Source organism: Pedococcus sp. 2YAF34, from assembly GCF_052114585.1.
In the GTDB taxonomy this organism is placed as follows: Bacteria; Actinomycetota; Actinomycetes; order Actinomycetales; family Dermatophilaceae; genus Pedococcus.
Genome location: NZ_JBFRFA010000010.1, coordinates 25,864 through 44,193 on the forward strand (window position 1 = coordinate 25,864; position 18,330 = coordinate 44,193).

The 18,330-nt window shown below is 67.7% G+C and carries 21 protein-coding genes and 1 pseudogene; 8 read left to right on the forward strand and 14 right to left on the reverse strand.

Features of this window, described 5'->3' with window-relative positions:
• Positions 1–52 precede the first annotated feature (52 nt).
• Complete coding sequence (locus tag AB4Z02_RS07570) at positions 53–1,171, forward strand: fatty acid desaturase family protein (protein ID WP_441970229.1); 1,119 nt, start codon at positions 53–55, stop codon at positions 1,169–1,171.
• A gap of 307 nt (positions 1,172–1,478) precedes the next feature.
• On the opposite strand, the gene AB4Z02_RS07575 is transcribed toward AB4Z02_RS07570, so the two are convergent.
• Positions 1,479–1,766 (reverse strand): hypothetical protein, encoded by a 288-nt coding sequence (locus AB4Z02_RS07575; protein ID WP_441970230.1) that lies wholly within the window; start codon positions 1,764–1,766, stop codon positions 1,479–1,481.
• 239 nt (positions 1,767–2,005) lie between these two features.
• On the opposite strand from AB4Z02_RS07575, the gene AB4Z02_RS07580 reads away from it, so the two are divergent.
• Both AB4Z02_RS07580 and AB4Z02_RS07585 read left to right on the forward strand, forming a co-directional pair.
• Positions 2,006–2,890 carry a diacylglycerol/lipid kinase family protein gene (locus AB4Z02_RS07580; protein ID WP_441970231.1) on the forward strand — a complete coding sequence of 295 codons (885 nt, stop codon included), beginning with the start codon at positions 2,006–2,008 and terminating at the stop codon, positions 2,888–2,890.
• A 74-nt stretch (positions 2,891–2,964) separates the two neighbouring features.
• Positions 2,965–3,690, forward strand: coding sequence for an alpha/beta fold hydrolase (locus AB4Z02_RS07585; protein WP_441970232.1), 726 nt, complete (start codon positions 2,965–2,967; stop codon positions 3,688–3,690).
• Between the two features lie 308 nt (positions 3,691–3,998).
• Here the strand turns inward: AB4Z02_RS07585 and AB4Z02_RS07590 are convergent, their stop codons facing one another.
• From AB4Z02_RS07590 to AB4Z02_RS07610, 5 genes and pseudogenes are all read right to left on the reverse strand, one after another.
• Positions 3,999–4,184 carry a hypothetical protein gene (locus tag AB4Z02_RS07590; RefSeq protein ID WP_441970233.1) on the reverse strand — a complete coding sequence of 62 codons (186 nt, stop codon included), beginning with the start codon at positions 4,182–4,184 and terminating at the stop codon, positions 3,999–4,001.
• Positions 4,185–4,869: 685 nt separating this feature from the next.
• Complete coding sequence (locus AB4Z02_RS07595) at positions 4,870–5,154, reverse strand: hypothetical protein (protein ID WP_441970234.1); 285 nt, start codon at positions 5,152–5,154, stop codon at positions 4,870–4,872.
• Positions 5,151–5,417, reverse strand: coding sequence for a hypothetical protein (locus AB4Z02_RS07600; protein ID WP_441970235.1), 267 nt, complete (start codon positions 5,415–5,417; stop codon positions 5,151–5,153). The genes AB4Z02_RS07595 and AB4Z02_RS07600 overlap by 4 nt, the downstream gene beginning before the upstream one ends.
• A 67-nt stretch (positions 5,418–5,484) precedes the next feature.
• Positions 5,485–6,378 carry a hypothetical protein gene (locus AB4Z02_RS07605; RefSeq protein ID WP_441970236.1) on the reverse strand — a complete coding sequence of 298 codons (894 nt, stop codon included), beginning with the start codon at positions 6,376–6,378 and terminating at the stop codon, positions 5,485–5,487.
• A 144-nt stretch (positions 6,379–6,522) separates the two neighbouring features.
• Positions 6,523–7,577 (reverse strand): annotated as a pseudogene (locus tag AB4Z02_RS07610) (DUF4192 domain-containing protein).
• A gap of 366 nt (positions 7,578–7,943) precedes the next feature.
• Between AB4Z02_RS07610 and AB4Z02_RS07615 the strand changes: the two are divergent.
• Together AB4Z02_RS07615 and AB4Z02_RS07620 are read left to right on the forward strand one after the other, a co-directional pair.
• Complete coding sequence (locus AB4Z02_RS07615; protein ID WP_441970237.1) at positions 7,944–8,345, forward strand: helix-turn-helix domain-containing protein; 402 nt, start codon at positions 7,944–7,946, stop codon at positions 8,343–8,345.
• Positions 8,346–8,620: 275 nt separating this feature from the next.
• Complete coding sequence (locus tag AB4Z02_RS07620; protein ID WP_441970238.1) at positions 8,621–8,965, forward strand: hypothetical protein; 345 nt, start codon at positions 8,621–8,623, stop codon at positions 8,963–8,965.
• A gap of 171 nt (positions 8,966–9,136) precedes the next feature.
• Here the strand turns inward: AB4Z02_RS07620 and AB4Z02_RS07625 are convergent, their stop codons facing one another.
• The 7 genes from AB4Z02_RS07625 to AB4Z02_RS07655 form a co-directional block, all read right to left on the reverse strand.
• Positions 9,137–10,522, reverse strand: coding sequence for a M48 family metallopeptidase (locus tag AB4Z02_RS07625; protein ID WP_441970239.1), 1,386 nt, complete (start codon positions 10,520–10,522; stop codon positions 9,137–9,139).
• Between the two features lie 254 nt (positions 10,523–10,776).
• Positions 10,777–11,271, reverse strand: coding sequence for a hypothetical protein (locus tag AB4Z02_RS07630; protein WP_441970240.1), 495 nt, complete (start codon positions 11,269–11,271; stop codon positions 10,777–10,779).
• A gap of 480 nt (positions 11,272–11,751) precedes the next feature.
• The gene (locus tag AB4Z02_RS07635) at positions 11,752–12,498 is read right to left on the reverse strand and encodes a hypothetical protein (RefSeq protein WP_441970241.1); all 747 of its coding nucleotides are present in this window, start codon (positions 12,496–12,498) and stop codon (positions 11,752–11,754) included.
• Between the two features lie 223 nt (positions 12,499–12,721).
• Entirely contained in the window at positions 12,722–12,997 is a 276-nt protein-coding gene (locus AB4Z02_RS07640) for a hypothetical protein (protein ID WP_441970242.1), read from the reverse strand.
• The gene (locus AB4Z02_RS07645) at positions 12,994–13,257 is read right to left on the reverse strand and encodes a hypothetical protein (RefSeq protein ID WP_441970243.1); all 264 of its coding nucleotides are present in this window, start codon (positions 13,255–13,257) and stop codon (positions 12,994–12,996) included. The genes AB4Z02_RS07640 and AB4Z02_RS07645 overlap by 4 nt, the downstream gene beginning before the upstream one ends.
• A gap of 66 nt (positions 13,258–13,323) precedes the next feature.
• Positions 13,324–14,211 carry a hypothetical protein gene (locus tag AB4Z02_RS07650; protein WP_441970244.1) on the reverse strand — a complete coding sequence of 296 codons (888 nt, stop codon included), beginning with the start codon at positions 14,209–14,211 and terminating at the stop codon, positions 13,324–13,326.
• Between the two features lie 140 nt (positions 14,212–14,351).
• Complete coding sequence (locus AB4Z02_RS07655) at positions 14,352–15,371, reverse strand: DUF4192 domain-containing protein (protein ID WP_441970245.1); 1,020 nt, start codon at positions 15,369–15,371, stop codon at positions 14,352–14,354.
• Positions 15,372–15,778: 407 nt separating this feature from the next.
• On the opposite strand from AB4Z02_RS07655, the gene AB4Z02_RS07660 reads away from it, so the two are divergent.
• The 3 genes from AB4Z02_RS07660 to AB4Z02_RS07670 all read left to right on the forward strand — a co-directional run bounded on the left by AB4Z02_RS07660 (position 15,779) and on the right by AB4Z02_RS07670 (position 17,808).
• Positions 15,779–16,180: a helix-turn-helix domain-containing protein gene (locus tag AB4Z02_RS07660; RefSeq protein WP_441970246.1), complete on the forward strand. Its 402-nt coding sequence runs from the start codon at positions 15,779–15,781 to the stop codon at positions 16,178–16,180.
• Positions 16,181–16,818: 638 nt separating this feature from the next.
• A complete protein-coding gene (locus AB4Z02_RS07665) occupies positions 16,819–17,526 on the forward strand; it encodes a hypothetical protein (RefSeq protein WP_441970247.1) in 708 nt (235 codons plus the stop codon).
• A gap of 96 nt (positions 17,527–17,622) precedes the next feature.
• Positions 17,623–17,808 (forward strand): hypothetical protein, encoded by a 186-nt coding sequence (locus tag AB4Z02_RS07670; protein ID WP_441970248.1) that lies wholly within the window; start codon positions 17,623–17,625, stop codon positions 17,806–17,808.
• A gap of 93 nt (positions 17,809–17,901) precedes the next feature.
• Here AB4Z02_RS07670 and AB4Z02_RS07675 read toward each other — a convergent pair whose 3' ends face one another.
• Positions 17,902–18,024: a hypothetical protein gene (locus tag AB4Z02_RS07675; protein WP_441970249.1), complete on the reverse strand. Its 123-nt coding sequence runs from the start codon at positions 18,022–18,024 to the stop codon at positions 17,902–17,904.
• Positions 18,025–18,330 lie beyond the last annotated feature (306 nt).

Genomic DNA, 18,330 nt, shown 5'->3' on the forward strand with positions numbered 1-18,330 from the left:
TGATGAGTTGCCCTGGACCCGGCAGCGTCAAGAACGACGGGACAGGACATTCATGGAACAGCAGCTGGTCGTCATGGGGCAGCCGCCGAGCGCCGATGCGGCGACGGGGATGGGTCCGATGCCTACCGCGCGGCGGGTCAGGGCGCCCAGCGACTACTCCCAGCTGGCTGCCCAGGTTCGCGCAGCCGGCCTCATGGACCGCCGGCAGGGCACCTACCTGCTGCTGGGTGCCGGGCTGGCGGTGGGCCTCGGCGCGGTGGTGTCGTTGGCAGTGGTTCTCGGAGACTCGTGGTGGCAGCTGGGCAATGCCGTCCTGCTGGCGTTCGTCCTGGCCCAGTTCGGGTTTTTGGGGCACGACGCCGCCCACCGCCAGATCCTCGCGAGCCCGAGAGGCAACGAGTGGCTGGCCAGGGTCGTGTCGACCGGCGTCGTGGGCCTCAGTTACGGCTGGTGGACGCACAAGCACAGTCGACACCACAGCGCCCCGAACCAGGTCGGCCGGGACCCGGACATCGCCCCGGGCGGGTTGGTCTTCACAGCTGAGGATGCGCGGGTCCGTTCCGGAGCCGGTCGGTGGTTGGCGGCCCACCAGGGCGCGCTGTTCTTCCCGCTGCTGCTGCTGGAGGGCCTGAACCTGCATGCGGGGAGCCTGAGGGCTCTCCTGGCCAACCGTGAGCTGCCGTGGCGACGTCTGGAGCTGGTTCTGCTCCTGACGCGCCTCGTCGGCTCCGTCACGGTTCTCGTCCTTGCCCTCGACCCGCTCAAGGCGGCGGTGTTCTTGGTCGTGCAGCTGGGAGTCTTCGGAGTGCTCCTGGGAGGCGCGTTCGCCCCCAACCACAAGGGGATGCCGATCGTTACTCGCAACTCGCGAGTCGACTTCCTGCGACGACAGGTGCTCATGTCGCGCAACATCCGCGGCGGGGCCCTGGTCACCGTGGCCATGGGCGGGCTGAACTACCAGGTCGAGCACCACCTGTTCCCCAGCATGCCCAGGGCCAACCTCCGCCGCGCCCGGCCACTGGTGCAGGCCTTCTGCCACGACCTGGACGTGCCGTACGCGGAGACGAGCTTGTGGGCTTCTTACGCCATCGTGGTGCGGTACCTCAACCACGTGGGGCTGGGGCAGCGAGACCCGTTCACCTGCCCCATGGTCGAGCAGTACCGCAGCTGAGGGGGATGCGTCGAGCCCCGCCGGGATCAGCGACCTCGTCGACGCCGCACGGCTGCCGCGGCCAGCGGTACAAGCACTGCTACCACGCCCGTGAGGCATCCGAGCGGAAGGGGGAGGCAGCACCCGGCGCAGGAGACCCTCGTGCCGTTGGCTGTCGTGGTGGAGTAGTGGGGGACGGGTCCCATCCGGAACCGTCCGTTGCGTGCTGGGCCCATCGTGAGCTCCTCAGGTGGTGCCAAAAGGAACGGCCACCGGCGCCGGCGAGGTCATCGCAGGGCGCCGGTGACCGCTTCGGTCAACGCAACCGTCAGGCGTCGTGGTCGCTGTCGTTGCCGCGCGTACCAGACTTGGCCAGACCGCGGGCGACCATGTAACCGATGGTCAGGAAGGTGATGTAACGAAGGGCCTGCTCGGCGCTGAACGGGTCAGCGCCACCGTCGCCGCCGTCACCGACGAAGAGGGCGGTCAGCGCGACGGCGAGCACAGCGGCGACATACGCGATGAGCTCGGTGGTCTTGGCCGCCGGGCGGGTCTCGGTCGCCCAGCGGCGGGTGCCGCGAGCAGTGTGAACGTCAGTGGTGGTCTGGGTAGCCATGTGGACTCCTGTTTCCTCCGACAGTGCAGAGGTGTGGATCGGATCCGCGCAATGGCCCTCTTTTGGACACTCAAACCCCTCAGAGTGAGGGGGCGGCGGCCGGCCTCGACAGGGCGGGCCGCTTCATGCGGTCCCTGAACACTGTCTGAGTCGGTGGGCTGTGTCAAATTCAACGGGCGTTGAAACTGGGACGAACCCGCTGGTCAGCGGCTTGCTGCGAACGCGCCTACCCTCAGGGCGTGCCCTCATTCGACCGCGTGGTCCTGATCTTCAACCCCAACAGCACCGGCGAGGCCCAGCAGCGGGCTGAGGACCTGCGACGGGACCTGGCGCAGCAGTCCCCCGACCTGGCCGTCGAGATGCTCCCCACGGAGCACGCCGGCCACGCCACGGAGCTGGCGCGCACCGTGGCTCAGACCGGCGCGCCGCTTGTCGTCTCGGTCAGTGGGGACGGTGGCTACAACGAGGTCGTCAACGGGGTGATGCAGGCAGGGAACGAGCAAGCCGTGGCTGCGGTCCTGGCCGCCGGCAACGCCAACGACCATCGGCGCGCGACCCAGGAGCGCCCGCTGGCCGAAGGGATCACCCGCGGGGACATCACCCGGATAGACCTCCTCCGATTCACCTCGGACGGCCCCGACGGCCGAGCCGTCCGCTATGCCCACTCCTACATCGGGCTCGGCCTGACTCCAGTGGTCGCCGTCGACCTCGAGAAGGGCGGCAAGGGCTCGTTGCGCGAGATGGTCACCGTCGTCCGCTCCTTCGCCAAGTTCCGCCCCTTCGAGATCGAGACCGACGACGCCGGTCGCGAGAGCTTCGACAGCCTGGTGTTCGCGAACATCGCGCAGATGGCCAAGGTGGCCACACTCGCCGAGGACCAAGGAAGGCCCGACGACGGCATGTTCGAGGTGATCACCCTTCGGCACACCGCCAAGTGGCGCATCCTCGCCACCGCCCTCAAGGCCAGCACGACCGGGCTGGGCAAACAGCCCAGCGTCCGCACCTACGCCTTCACCACCGTGACCCCTCTTCCCCTGCAAGTGGACGGGGAGGTCGTCGAACTGCCCGCGGGCACCGCGGTACGGGTGGACATCGTCCCCGACGCACTGCCCACTCTCCTGTGAGCTCTCGCCGTCGAAACCATTTGCCTGCTGCCGCCCTCGACGACATCCATGAGCCCCCCATCCTTGAGCCCGTCGTGAACCAGGAGTCGACCGCCGACGTTCGGCCTGCGACCGCGTCGTACCTCGTCTCGGGGTCCGGCCCAGTCGTCGTCCTGGTGCCGGGGTTGGGTCTGGACTCCCGCTCCTGGCGGCTGGTACGCAAGGCAATCGACGCTCCCAGCTCCGTCGTCCTGCTGCCCTCCATGGGCCAGCGCGCGCCGCGTGGCTCTGCGCTCTCGGTCGAGTCCCACGCCGCCCGGCTGATGGCGAGCCTCCCGAAAGAAACGCCAGTGATCCTTGTGGGACATTCGGCCAGCTGCCCAGTCGTGGTCGAAGCGGCTCGCCGTACCGCCCAAGTGGTGGGACTCGTCCTTGTCGGCCCCGTGACCGACCCGGCAGCACCCACCTGGCCACGCATGCTGGCCCAGTGGGCCCGCACGGCCACCCATGAACGGTTCAGCGAAGCAGCCGTCCTGGTTCCCCAGTACCGGCGGACCGGGCCCCTCAGCATGGTGCGAGGCATGGACGCAATCCGCCACTTCCGCACGGACGTGGCGCTGACAGGGCTCGGTGTGCCCGTCGAGATCGTCCGCGGCCATACCGACCGCATCGCCTCCCGACAATGGTCGTCAGCACTGCGCCGGATCGCCGACGGGCGACTCACCACCGTGCACGGCGCTGCGCACATGCTTCCGCTCACCCATCCGAGCGCCGTGGCAGCAGCGGTGGCCAGGGCCAGCCTCGCCACCACTACGACGTAACCCGTCGGAACGCAGCTCCCTGCGCAGCTTCGCTACCAGCCCCGGAGCGCTTCCGGTTCGACCACCGGCTCCTCGTCGAAGCAACGTTCGGGCCACGGAAGCCGGACTAGTCGGCGGTGTGCAGCTCGTGCGGCGGGAACCACTCGGCCTCTACGCCGTGCAGAGCATAGGCAGGTGTGCGGAAATCCTCGAGATGTTCAAGGCATAGCGCGGCAACCCGGTGATCCCAATACGGACTCCACTGACTAGACGACTACCCCCGACCGGGAGCTCTATAGCCCACGTGGCAGGTCCGGCGGGCGCGGGGATCAGCCCTCGCCACCCTGCTCGGGGTCGTCGTCCTCGTCGTGCCGTTCGTCCTCGAACGCCCGGACAAGCTCCTGCGCGCGCTCGTCCCTGCCCGCGGTGTCGTTGTCGTTCAGGTCGTTCATCGCCTGACCCAAGGCCCAGTCCGGCAGGTCCTGGCCGGGGTCAGGACCGGATGTGGTCGCCACGTCCTTCACTCTGCGCCGCCCACCCGCAACTGTCCACGGTTATGACCTCAGGCGTGATGCTGCGGAGCTCCAGTCCTGGCCACCTGTCTTGCCCCGCTGCGAGGCGGCATTGTCTCTCGTCGACCATCCCCGCAGCAGGGATCGACTACTAGGTCGAAGGACCGTCACCTCAACGGGTCGGACGACGTCTCCGCTCGAGGGACGTCCGAGCGGAGACGTGTCGTTCGGCCTGGGGCCACCATTCCTTGGAGGTGGCGGCGCGGACGGCGCTGCCCCGCATTCGGCCAACCTCTGGGGCCGATATGGGCAAGGTAGACCACCCGCCAAATGATCGGCCCGGGTCCGGCACCCGCTGCGCCAGGACGAAGTTGATGAGATTCTCGGCGTGGACGGGTCGCGCGACGGCACGCAACCGCGGGCGCAGGACACAGGCGGCTGCCCAGTGCCTGGGGAACGTCGGGAGGCGGCGAGGAGCGTGTCGACCAGGGCGTGGCCCGGCTGACGCAGGTCGGGCCACGCAGACCAACCCGCAAGCGCCCGGCCGCCAAATCGGGTGCTGGGCTGGCTGCAGGTGAGTGCGAAGGACCCGAAGGACTCTGTGCTCGACCCCGCAGCGGGAAGCATGAGGGGTTCAACAGGTTGGGTCCTTCGGGTCCTTCGTGACCGCCCTGCTCCACAACTGAAGTCAGTCGTGCGGCGTGCCGTAGGTGCCGTAGGCGGTGTCCGCGAGCGCTTGCGCTCGTCTCACAGCGTCCGAGACCGATCTCAATGCCTGCCGGTCGGCCATCAGCAGCAAGATCGAGCCGATCCGCACCGCGAGGTGCGGTCGCCCAGGCCCGGTGACGGGGGTGAGTACCCGAACGGTGGTTGCTTGCGGTCCGCTGAGGGTTGCTTGGCACACAAGCGTGCAGTGACTGTCACTGTCCTCGCGCACCGGGACAGCCCTCAGCTGTTGCGGTGCGGCTGTCATGGTTCGTCCTCCTCGTAGTCGTAGCCGCGGTCGTAGGAGCTGCCGTAGCCCCATGTCTTCGACGAAGCGGCCTTTATGCGCTGGGTGCCGGCGAGCACGTCCACGACGCCTTCGACGGCCTTGGTGCAGACCACCACGATGGCGGCGAGCTCCCGCACGGCGCGTAGGCCTTCGGTGCCAGCTTCGGGTGAGTGGGTGCGCAGCCGGGTGTACGCCACTACGGTGAGCGCGGCGGCCGCGGCGATGCTGATGACGATGAGCATGCTGCTTCTCCTTGTGGTGGGGCGGGAGGAGCCAGTGCATGGCACGGCTCCTCCCGCCGTGATGGGGTCAGTGCCGGGCCGAGGCCCGCTTGGCCCTGGCCTGTTCCTGCTGTTGTGCGCGCCGTTCGGCACGGTTCAGTGGTTCCGCAGCCACGGGCGTTGCCACCAAGGTGGCGTCGTCCGTCTCGGGGGCAGTCGGCGCCTGCTGGGTCGCCTCGCCGTTCGCGGCCCCTGCGGCGCCTGGTGCCTGCACTGGCACCGGCGTCGGTGCACTGGACGGCGTGGGCCGCAGTCCCGCCCGGACCTGGCCTGGCAGGGCCGGGACCAGCAGCAGGGGCAGGGCGAGCAGCTCGAGGGCGACACGCACCCAGAGGCTTGGGACCAGTAGGCCGACGAGGCGGTGGACGACGACGCTGTGACTTACCGGCCGGACCAAGCCGGCCAAGCTCTTGACGACCTGGGTGACCGGCTGAATGGCGGGGTGCGTGGCGACGGTGTGGACGGTGTGCCGGGCCCAGGTGCCTGCGGTGGACAGGGCGCGGGAGGCATCTGCCCCGAGGGTGCCGCCACGGCCCAGGAGTGTCTTGGTGCGGGCCCACAATCCGCGACCGAATCCGTGCAGGGCTGCGCTAGCCGCGCGCACCAAGCGGGTGGTGGCGGACCAGACCGGTGGGGTGCTCAGCAGCGCCGCAGCAATGGGCACCAAGCCGATGCCGCGAACCACGTGTGCGGTGTCGCTGATGCGGGCACCGATCCAGGCCAAGACGCTGTGGTCACTGGCTGCGTCGAGCAGGGCGCGGACATGCCGTAGCGCCCATCCGGCGGCACTGCGTGGCAGGGCGAGCAGGGTGTCGAGGGCCTGCTCGGCGCGTCGACGCAGGGCGAGCAGGAACGCGAAGCGTGCCTTCGTCGCGGGTGGTGGGACCGCGTACAGCGGCCGGTCATAGGTGGCTGTGCTCATGGTGCTGTTCTCACTTTCACGTTGCCGTCCGCGTGGACGGGTGGTTCCCTGCGGACGGGTTGCCGCGGGCGTCTGGGGTCCGGACATGACGAAGGCCCGCCGCGTGTGCGGCAGGCCTGGGTGCTTCCGGGACTGGAGTGGTGGCTAGGGGTGGGGTCTGGGGCGGATGGCCAGGTCGACCATGCGCTCGAGCAGTCGTGCCAGGCGGTAGTCCGGCTGGCATCGCAGGGCACGATCGAGGGCTGCTCGGGTCAGGGCGCCGTTGCCACGCCACCAGGTGAAGCAAGCCAGCACGGTCAGCGCTGGCGCGGCGTGCTCGTCAGGCAGCATGGCGCAGAGCCGGATCAGGCGTGCCTGAATGCGGTTCATGGCCACGATCGCCACGGTGTCGGCTCGGCCGTCGTCCCAGTCCCGGTCGATCACAGCGAACAGCGACCGTGCCCGCTCGGGGAGTTGAGCCGGATCAAGGCCGCCGGGCGTCAGCCACGCTACGAGACTGTCACGCACGTGAACGTCCCGGAGCGACACGGCGGCCGCCGCCGCCAAGGCCCGCGTGACGTCACCGCGGTGATCCGTGGCGTCAAGGATCCGCTCCCACGCCGCCGCCAGGGCAGCCGCGTCGAGGCGCTCGGCCGTCTCCATCTCGTCGCGTGAAGCGGTGTCCGGGCCGGCCCCTAGTTGGGCGACAAAGGTGTCCCGGTCGATGTACGGCGACTGCTCGTGGCCGACGAACTCCGCCGTCAACTCGGGCACGTCCGCCGGTGTGGGCACTGGTTGCCCTCCGGGTGGGCAGCACGAGGGCTCATGGCAGTCCAGGGAACGCCACCGGCCGTCCCGCACGACGAGCCGGTCGTGGATCGGGATCCGGCTGCCGTGAGCGCGGGTGTCAGGGCGTCGACCATCTCGGCGCTGCGGTCCGGTCGGCTCTCATAGGCGATGAGAAGCACCTGGTCGGGGCGCTCATGCAGCAGGGACGGCATCAGCGACGCAACTGCTGCGTCGCCTTGACCGGCGGGTGGGAGGTCCAGGCGCTGGGTCAGGCCGATCCTGCTGTCCTGCAGGCAGATGACCATGATGCTGTTCGTAGGCTCGAAGCCCACCAGGTATGGCACCACGGCGAGCAGTTCTCCGGGGCTGCGCAGTCTGAGTGTTTCGGTGGTCATGGTGGCTCCTTCAAGGATGGGCGCCTGTGCGGGCATGAAGAAGGCCCGCCACGGATGTGGCGGGCCTGCAGTCGAGGGGGTTTGTCCAGCCCGTCAGCGGACGTGGTTATCCCAACCTCGTGATACCAATTGTAGCGCGAATACCGTTGCGAATAAGGGGATCTACGACGCCGGCACATCCGGCGCGGCGCTTTCGGCACTTGTCAGCCCCGTTGCCTATCCTCGACGCATGGGACGCGGTGAACAGCGCAGGCGGAGCTGGGCTAGTTATGTGGTCGGCCGCCGCAGACGTGCGCGGACGTCCCGGGACGCGTGGGCGTTCATGGAGGAGCACCTCCGGGCAGAGCGAGCGGTTGAGGACGCTGTCCTTCGCGCTCCCGGCCCGGCCATTGAGAGGTCGTCATGAGCATCGCCGCGCTGCCACGCGTCGACGGGCAGCATCGCAACCGCGCCCTGGCTTCCGCTCGGCGTACCCGCGCGATCGAGCTGCGGACCCAAGGGTGGACCTATGAGCAGATCGCGGAAGAGCTGGGCTACGCCAACCGAGGCACGGTCTGCCGCATTGTCGGTAACGCACTCGCCACGCAGCAGGCAGAAGCGATCGAGGACCTCCGATTCGTGGAGCGCCAGCGACTCGACGCCCTCCAAGTAGCCCTGTGGGACACGGCAATGACGGGTGACGTGAAGGCGGCGCAAGCCATACTCGCGATCATCATGGCGCGGGTTCGGCTGCTCGGCTTAGACAAGACTTCTGCCCATGACCAACCAAGGACGCCGCGGACTGTAGTCGTGCCGCCGACGTAGTGACTTGGGCGCTGGCTGCCTGTCGGCGTTGCGGGTGGCATGACGGCGTTCTATTCACTCGCTCCACGCGTGTAAGCCTCCCGTGCTGGTCGCCACCGCTCCAGCTCGCGCCGAGGACCGACGACGAGGCGGTCGCCCGCGGTTGGTTCGTCGACTATCGCCCGGCTGGGATTGAGGGCCTGGTCGTCAAGGGCAGCGGTCAGCCGTACAGACCGAACAGGCGCGAGTGGGTCAAGGTCAAGAGCCGCGAGACGCATGAGGTCATCGTCGGGGCGGTGACCGGGCCGATCACGCGCCCAGACACTGTTGTCGGCGGCCTGTGTCGCGGCGGCGAGCTGGTTATCGTTGGCAAGTCGGTGTCCCTGTCTCGTTCGCAGGCCGCCTCCCTGGCCGAGGTGCTGAAGCCAGGGCCGCCGCATCATCCGTGGCCGGACGAGGTGTCGTCCAGCCGGTTCGGTTCGTCGCGCGACAAGGTGAAGCTGACCAAGGTCGAGCCGAGCATCGTCGCTGAAGTCCTCGCCGATTCCGCGCTGCAGGCAGGCGTCTGGCGGCACCCGCTGCGGTTCGTGCGTCACCGACCGGACCTCACACCGGCCGACCTACCCTCCCTGGACCCATAGCCGGTGGCGCACCTGGGGACCTCGGGAGGGGCCAACGTTGCATCGTGTTGCCGGTGACGCCGCCGGTGCCTACGTCGAGCGCGCAGACGCCCAGATTGCGCCAGGCAAGACGCAGCGACCAGCGGCATTTGATGCCACTGCACGGCTGCAGGGGGCGGGACGCCAACGAAGTTACGGCGTCCCACCGGGGTCAAGCCAAGGGAGACGGTCATCCGTCATCCTTCTCCGCACTGCTAGGAACGCCGTCAGCACAGCGACAAGCATTGCGGAGGCCCAGACCCAAGGCTCATTAAGCGTCGTGAATGTGGCGACAATGAGGGCGTCGAACACGAGGGGTGGAGCCATGGCCATGAGGCCCATCGTCAGGATTGCCCAGTGCAGGAGAACAGCGCAGCATCCGGCTACTGAGGGCAAGCCCAAGGTCCGTAGGACGAGCATGGTAGTGCGCGTCCGACTTCGGGCCACGGCGAGTCGGGCCAAGCCGAAGGCGACGGACGCGGCGACCGTTGCAGCCGCCGCCCCTACGAGCAGCCTCACGACCAGCGTTGTCAGGGAGTGGAGTGGGGGGAAACCGTAAGTGTTTGCGCCGGGCGGGATGGTGGGAACCAAGTTGGCGCCACAGATGGACCCTACGGACAATGCAGCCGCGGCACGCGGCAGCTGCCAGCGTTTGCGCCCGATGCAGTGCTGCGCGATCGCGTCACGCCACGCGATCCTCCATAGTCCTGCCCCCGCGAAAGCGCCGATCGCGAGGGCTGCCGCCGTCGGCGCGAAGGTCATTGCGCTCCTTCCGTAAAGGATTTGTTGCCACACGAACTCCAGCGCGGGCACGGAGTAGTACGCCAGCGCGCCGAGGCAAGCAACGTCAAACATGCTCGCTCTGAGAAGCCTTCCCGGCGCCCCCACGACTTCGAGTCGACGCACGGGAGTCGGGTGAGTTGACGCGAGCCCCCAACGCGACTCCTGGCCTTGGGTGACGGCCCTTTGCAGCAGTTTGAGAAGAGCTGCCCGGTGAATAGGCGAACGCGCAGCGACGACGTCCGCCTCGAACTCGCGGGCGCGCAGCGTGGCATTCCTGAGCCAGCGAGCCCCGGCAATCACGACGACGAACTTCACGAGGGGAGCAGTATTCATCCAGGACCACTTCGAAAGTGACCCGATTGCGTAAGGAAGCACCACGAAGACCGTCAGAGTCCACCAGGCAGCAATAGCAAGTTGGGCACGCAGCACGTCCCTGTTGACCACGTGGCCGAGCTCATGGGCGACGACCGCGTCAAACGACGCCGGATCCGACCGGAATGCATGGAGCATGCCCAGCCGCACGACTAAGAGTGGCGGTTGTCGCCCGTCGCTCAGCATGTGTGCACTGGCAGCGGCCACCGGCTCTACTAGGACGCGCGGTCGGGACACCCCGAACTCCCGACTGAGCTCGACGACCCGGTCACCCGCCGCAAACTGTTCGGCTGTCAGCGGATGTATGCCCCGGCTGCGGAGGTACCCGGCAGCGAGCAGCGGGACCGCTGCGACGGTAACCACGATGAGCGCGAGAGATGACATCAGCAGAGTCCGCGCTGCGGGGTGGGCGACGACGTCCGCCCAGCAACGTGCCAAGTCGCTGCTGTAGGGCGGGGAGGGGTGGGTCGAACTCTGTTTCGCGCAGTCCATCAGACCGGCCGGCGCTGGGTCGATGTACCGGAAGTGCAAGTATTGCCAGGCATAGGTCGATGTGGTGAGGGTGGTGAGGACCAAGAACCAAAAGCGCAGGGACGTCTCCGTCCCGCCATGATCGGAGCCACTTCGCAGGCTGGCCACTATGCCTGCGCCAGAGCTAATCGGCCCACGACAGCCTCGGCCAAAAGGGAGGACTCGGGGGCCGATGTCCCAAGAGCCTTGGCTCTCGCCTCGACCACCTCTCGGAGTTCCTCGAGCTGCTCCGGATTGAGCGTTGGTAACCCGACAGGGTCCTGTTCTGGCGGGACGAGCCGCCATAAGACAGGCACCTTGTGGAGCAACACCCGGATTCGGGCCAGTGGTCCAGCGGCCTGCTTGGCTAACGCGGGCGACACCATCTTCCAACCGGCCCCAACGGCGAACTTGACCAAGGAGATGATCAGTGGGGTCAGCACGGCCGCCGCATCAATGCCAACGCCCAGAACGTCCTCACCCTTGGGCACCACCGCCCCAGGGCGGCGAGCCGCCACCACCACTTCATCGAAGAGCTGGAGCTCGTCCGCGGCAACCGTCTGAACGACATCGCGGGCAAGTTGTTCCGTTGCCGTCAGTCTGTCCACCAGCGTCTCCCTCATGCGAGTAAAGCAAATGCTATTGGGCAGTCAACCCGCTGACCATGAACAACTTGAGTCTGATCGGGGTGGTTCCACGCGCCTTGTGCGGGTCATCCCCAGCACATTCAGTCATCGGCTCGCCAACGACTTGGGCACCCGGCGGGAGTGCCGGCCTCCGGGGAAGCGAGGAGATGCTGGGTGGAAGCGACCCGCTCAAGATCCCTGAAACGTGGCGCATCCGAGGCCCGGCCCATCAGGGGGGCCAAGCGCACGTTGACTACGTCGTGGCGACGTCGTCGGGTTTCCCATCCGCCCCTGGGGGCGTAGAGGCTGCCGGCCACCGGGCCGTCGTTCCTGATGGAGTAGGCGAACGTCGCAGTGCTGCCCCAAGGACGGGCGGCGGAATATGCGCCTTTAGTGGGCGGTGCGGGCGTACGACCGGTCGAAGTTCTCCGCTGCCGTGCGGGTTTCGGGAGGGCGGCAGAGTCGTCCGGCAATCTGTCAGGCACAGGCCTGTCGCGGCCCGCCGGCGTAGTACCCGCCTAGGTAGCCTTGGAAGTTCGACTCCCAGAGGTTCGCTCCCGGGTACCGAGTGAAGATGTTCGAAAAGCAGCTGTAGTTGTGGCGGCTGGTCATCTCCACGTGCACGTGCGGCCCCGCCCAGCAACTGTTACTGGTGTAAGAACCGACCGTGCCGATCCGTGAGCCCCACCGCGAGATCCATTGTCCCTGATACACCGTCGGGTTGATGTGCGCATAGGTGACTGTTCCAATCTTCGTGGAACCGACGTAGATGCCAATGGTCACTCGGTAACCGCCGTACGCGATCACCCCGGACCGGCAGGCAGGACCCACCGTGTCGACGTGGGCTGTGGGGTTGTAGCCGCTGTTGACCGGAGCGGCGTAGAGCATCACGCGCTCGCCGGCATATACGCCTTGGTCGTCGGCGGCCCAGTCGCCTCCCCAAGACGTACCCCAGTCAAACGAGGAGGGGTACACCGCGTGGTGGACGGTCGGCAGCGAGCACAAATCACTCGGGAAGACCGCGCCGGCGCAGTCATCCCTGTTCGGCCAGCGGCCGTTAACCGGGCTGCCGACCCACACCGCCGGGTCAGGGGTGCTTGCCGCGGCTAGGCCCGGGTTCACGAGAACGGGAGTAAGGAGTAGCCCGCAGCTGATCACAGCGGCCGCGAGTCGCTTGACCACGCGCGGTGGCCGGGCGCGACAGATGCTCAACATGCGGGTCATGACAATCACCTTGTCTTTCCTTAAGCCAGCGCGAGCCCAGGTCTGTCACGCTATTGAGGTGCCCCATCGGCGCACTTCCCGCATAAGTGCGATTCCGCATACGTCGAAGGGCTCGCAGCATTGGGGCTAGCCTCGGCGGGTGATCTGCTCTGCTCCTGAGGTGACCTGACACGTCACGGTGCGAAGCTTGGTCCTGTCCTAGTAGGGCAGTGCTCGTCTTCGCTCAGGCAGGAGGGCCGGCGAGCGCCTGGTCAGCGCGGCGCTCAGCCTGGGCGACGGCCTGTGCAACCGTGGCCAGTGCTTCCCGGTCGGCGATCAGGAGCAGGATTGACCCCACCCGCAGGGCAATAAGGGGACGGGCGTTCCCTGAAACGGGAATGAGACTGCGGACGCAGATCTCCTGGGGCCCTATGAGGGTGGCTTGGCACGCGACCGTGCAGCCATCGACCGTGCCGTCCTGCGCCGGAACGACGCTCAGCCTGTGCGGTGCGGCGGTCACGGCTCTTCCTCGAAGTCGTAGCCGCCGTCGTAGGAGCTCCCGTAGCCCCACGCATTCGACGAGGCGCCCTTGATGCGCTGGGTGCCGGCGAGGACGTCGACGACGCCTTCGACGGCCTTTGTGCAAACCACGACGATGGCGGCGAGCTCCCGGACGGCGCGCAGGCCTTCGGTGCCGGCTTCGGGTGAGTGGTGACGCAGGCGGGTGTAGGCCACGACGGTGAGTGCGGCGGCCGTGGCGATGCTGATGACGATAAGCATGGGGCTTCTCCTTCTGGTGGTGCGGGAGGAGCCTTCGCCGGGGAAGGCTCCTCCCGCGCGATGGGCTCAGCGCCGGGCGGGGGCCCTCTTGACGCGTGCCTGTTCCTGCTGTTGGGCGCGGCGCTCGGCTCGGTTCAGTGGCCCCACCGCCGCGCTTTTGGCGTCAACCGCCGGGTGGGCGGCTTGTGCCGTGTCAGCCGCAGCGGCGGCCCCGCAAGTTTCGGTGGCCTGCAGGCTGGGTGCCGGTGCCGGTGCCGGCACCGGCGCGGGCGGGGTGGGCCGCAGCCCCGCCCGAACCTGGGCGGGGAGTGCGGGCACGAGCAGCAGCGGCAGGGCGATCAGCTCGAGGACGACCCGCAGCCAGAGGCCTGGGACCAGCAGCCCGACCAGCCGGTGGACGACGACGGTGTGGCTGACCGGCCGGACCAGGCCGGCCAGAGTCCTGCTGGCCTGGGTGACTGGCCGCATGGCGGGGTGCGTCGCGACCGTGTGCACGGCCCGCCGGACCCAGACGCCTGCGGTGGACATAGCGCGGGAGACGTCTCCCCCGATGGTGCCGCCGCGGCCCAGGAGTGCCTTCGTGCGGAACCAGAGGCTGCGACCCAGCGCGCTCACGGCGGACCCCGCCGCGCGGGCCAAGCGGGTAGCGGCGGCCCAGACCGGTGGCGTGCTCACCAGTGCCGCAGCCATCGGGACAGGGCCGATGCCGCGGACCAGCTGTGCGACGTCGCTGATGCGTGCGCCGACCCACGCCAGCACCCGGTGGTCGCTGGCGGCGGCGAGCACGCTGCGCAGGTGTCGCGTTGCCCATCCTGCAGCGCTACGGGGCAGGGCGAGCAGGGTGTCGAGGGCCTGCTGGGCCCGTCGGCGGAGTGCGAGGAGGAAAGCGAAGCGTGCCTTCGTCGCGGGTGGTGGGACCGCGTACAGCGGCCGGTCATAGGTGGCTGTGCTCATCTGTGCTGTTCTCTCTTTCAGGTAGCCGTCCACGCGGACGGGTGGTTGCCTGCGGGCGGGTTGCCGCAGGACGTGTGGGTCCGGACATGACGAAGGCCCGCCGCTACGCGGCAGGCCTGGGTGGTTCCGGGGAGTGGTGGCTATCGGTGCATTCGCGGGCGGATCGCGAGGTCGACCATCCGCTCGAGCAGCAGGGCCAGACGGTAGTCCGGTTGGCACCGCAGGGCACGGTTGAGTGCTGCCCGGGTCAGGGTGCCGTTGCCGCGCCACCAGGTGAAGCAGGCCAGCACGGTCAAGGCGGGCGCGGCGTGCTCGTCGGGCAGCAGGGTACAGAGCCGGATCAGGCGTGCCTGGATGCGGTTCATGGCCACGATGGCGCCGGTGTCGGCTTCCTCTGCGTCCCAGTCCCGGTCGATCGAGCTGATGAACGACCTCACGCGGCTTGGTAGTTGCGCAGCGTCGAGGGTGCCGGGCGTCAGCCACGCGACCAGGCCGTCCCGCACGTGTACGTCCCGCAGAGTTGCGGCGGCTATTGCCGCCATCGCCGGCGTGACCTCCGCCGGGCTGTCGCCGGCGTCGAGGATCTGTGGCCACGCGGCCAGACGGGTCTCGTCGTCAAGTGCCTCCGCGCCCGCGAAGTCCCGGTCGCAAGCGTGATCCGGTCTGACGTTGAGCTGGTCGACTAGGGCGTCCCGGCTGGCGTGCGGCGACAGCTCGTGGCCGACGAACTCCGCCGCCAGTTCCGGCACGTCGGCCGGAGTAGGAACGAGCTGCCCCTCTACCGGGCAGCACTTCCGCTCGTGGCAGTCCAGGGAACGCCACCTGCCGTCCCGGACCAGCAGCCGGTCGTGGATCGGAATGCTGGCTGCGCCGAGGGCGGACGTCAGGTGATCGACCGTCTCGGCGCTCACATTTGGGACCTCTTCGTAGGCGAGGACGAGGACCTGGTCCGGGTGCTCGCGCAGCAGGGACGGCATGAGCAATCGGACGGCATCCTCGCCTTGACCGGCGGGTGGCAGGTCGAGTCGTTGGGTCAGGCCGATCCTGCTGTCCTGCAGGCAGATACACATAATGCTGTTCGTAGGCTCGAAGCCCAGCAGGTATGGCACCACGGCGAGCAGTTCGCCTGGGCTGCGCAGCCTGAGTGTCTCGGTCGCCATGGTGGCTCTCCTTCAATGGTGGGTAACCCGTGTCCGGGCATGAAGAAAGGCCCACCACGGATGTGGCGGGCCTGCAGCCGAGGGGGTTTCTCCAGTCCGTCAGCGGACGTGGTTATCCCAACCTCGTGGTACCAATTGTACCGCGAAACGTGTTGCGAATAAAGGGATACGAAGCGTGCTCCCGTCCAGCGCCGCTTCCCCGAAGTTGTCAGCCCCGTTGCCTATCCTCGACACATGGGACGCGGTGAACGGCGCAGACGGAGCTGGGCTTGGTACGTGGTCGGCCGCCGCAGACGTGTGCGGACCTCCCGAGACACATGGTCCTTCGTAGAAGAACAACTTCGGGCAGAGCGGGCGGCCGAGGACGCCGTTCTTCCCGGTCCCGGCAGGGCACTTGAGAGGCCGTCATGAGTTTCGCCGCGCTGCCGCGCGTCGACGGCCGGCACCGCAACCGCGCCCTGGCTGCCGCTCGGCGTACACGCGCGATCGAGCTCCGGGCACAAGGGTTGACCTACGAGCAGATCGCCGAAGAGCTGGGCTACGCCAACCGAGGGACGGTCTGCCGCATTGTCGGTGACGCACTCGCCACACAGCAGGCCGAAGCGATTGAGGACCTCCGGTTCGTGCAGCGGCAGCGACTTGACGCCCTCCAGGTCGCACTGTGGGACACCGCAATGGCCGGGGACGTGAAGGCGGCGCAGGCCATCCTGGCCATCGTCCTGGCACGAGTTCGGTTGCTGGGTCTAGACGGAACTTCTGCCCATGACCAGCAAAGGACGCCGCGAACGGTAGTCGTGCCCCCGACGTAGTGACCTCGGCGCTGGCGTCCTGCTCGGTGCCGCCGAAGCGCCGATAAGACTTCTTGTGTCAACTTGATCGTTCAACGAATTGCATCCGGGCCTTGCCTTTCGCGACAGCTTCCGCTGCGCCCGTCCCTTGACTTATCCTCCTGCAACCACCAAGCCGACCGTGGCCACGACAAGGCCGACCGTGGCGACCACCAGAGCCCAAGTCGCTACGAGTAGCTGGCGAGATGCTCGACGTTGCGCCTCCATGTGCGACTCGGCAACCCAAACATCAAGGAGCGATTGAGCACCCCAAGAGACACTCGGTCCTCCCACTTGCCTGAGGAGCGCCTGGATGCGCTCCAGATCCTCTGCAGTCACGTGGTCGACGGTCTCTTTGCCCTTGCCGTTAGCCCTGCGCATGGGCGCGAGCCTAGGGCAGCTCCCACACCTCGCATCAGCGCCTCAGGTGGCGCGACGGAACAGCAGCCAACCTGTGTGGTTATCTGCACCTGCCGTGAGCGGCCTCGGCGCGCTACTCACCAGACAGTCGATGACCACCCGGTCCGTTGCGCGCTTGCGGCCGCGCCGTGAGGTCGTTCAAGGGCAAAGTTTGAGCAAACCCCCCGGCCACCCAAGCCGTATTCGGCACACTCACACGAGTGACGACACCGGACTTCATGGACCGCCTCGGGCAGCGGTGGGACCGCCGCCAGCAGACCTACCGCGACGGTCGCGAGCCTTTCACCGCACACACCTCGATCGACATTGCGGCGCAGCCACAGGTGGTTTGGGACTTCCTCAAGGCACCGGGCGTCGGAGTCCTTCTGGACCACCGACACCTGAAGACCTTCCCAGTCCCCAACACGCCGGATGCCGATGTGGGACACCAGTACTGCTCGATAAGCCGGACCGCCACCGAGGCACTGGCGGTAACCCTGTGGGAGATCGTGGAATGGCAGGCCCCTCATCGGCTGGTGGAGAAGGTGCTGAGCACCGCCGTGCCGATCCTCGAGGCCACCACCATCACCGCCACCGACCAGGGCTGCCAATACGCCGTCAGCATCGGGCTGCGCATCGTGGCTGGCCGCACGAAGACCGCCGACCCCAAATTCAGAAGGAGCTCGACGAGCGGGCAGCCAAGGTCAAGGCCATCGTCGAGTCCGGCGTCTGGCCCGGGGAGCCCGACAGCCCGAATGAGGTACACGGATTGGGACGGTTGCGATCCTGAACCGGAAGACGACTCAACGTGGGCCGAGGGCGGCTTCGACCGCGAGAGTGGTCGATGGAACGCTCAGCGGCGCGGCCGCCTTCCCGATGACGGTGTTGTGGGTCCGGCCCTCGGGGGAGGCGGTCCGGGCGGAAGCTGACGCTTCCAGAGCGCTTGCTCGCGCCCGGTTTGTGCTCGTCCTCGGTCTTGCCTTGGACCTGAGGGGGGTGGACACTGCGATAAGGAGATGAGGCCCATGCGCATCGTCACGACGGCCTTTCGCTGGACGCGGATGAAAGTTTCTCGCCTGCAGGCCCTCATCGCTGGCAAGGATCACGACTCGTGGTACGACGACCATGCGGGTGACTACGAGAAGCCACCCAACGTCAGTGGCAACATGTGGGCCAACGGCGGTGGCGGCGGAGGCGTTGGTGGCGGCTGACTAGGCAAGGTTGAAGCCGCGACCTGTCCCAGTCGCGCTGATGCGGACGCCGCGCCGGCATGCAGTGAAGGACACAAGTTCCTTTCCGGCGCGTCACCCGATGCCGGGACCTCCGAGGTCGCGCTTGCCGATCCCGTCCGGGGTGTGGCCCGTCGTCTTGTCCTCATTCAGCGTGTGCCGCCGGTCCCACCACCAGGTGCCAACGAGAAGCAGCACGAGCAGCACTGAGCCTGGTCGCCACAATGATCGAACGATTCACCCTATATCTGCTCCTGGTGTCCCTGCCCAGTGGCAACCACAAGGCCGACGCGGTCGCCGACGCCCTCGCCGCCGCCGTGGGCCACCTACCCGCTTAGCTGGCCAGGTCTGCGTCGCAACGTCATGATGACCATTGGCATGGCGGCGTCCAGGTGGGACGATGCGGGGAGGGTGGTCGCACGAGCGGCCGGAAGGACCATCGCTATGTGGTTCGTGATCATCGCAGGCACATTTGTGGTCCTGCTTGTGATTGGCGCTTGGTTG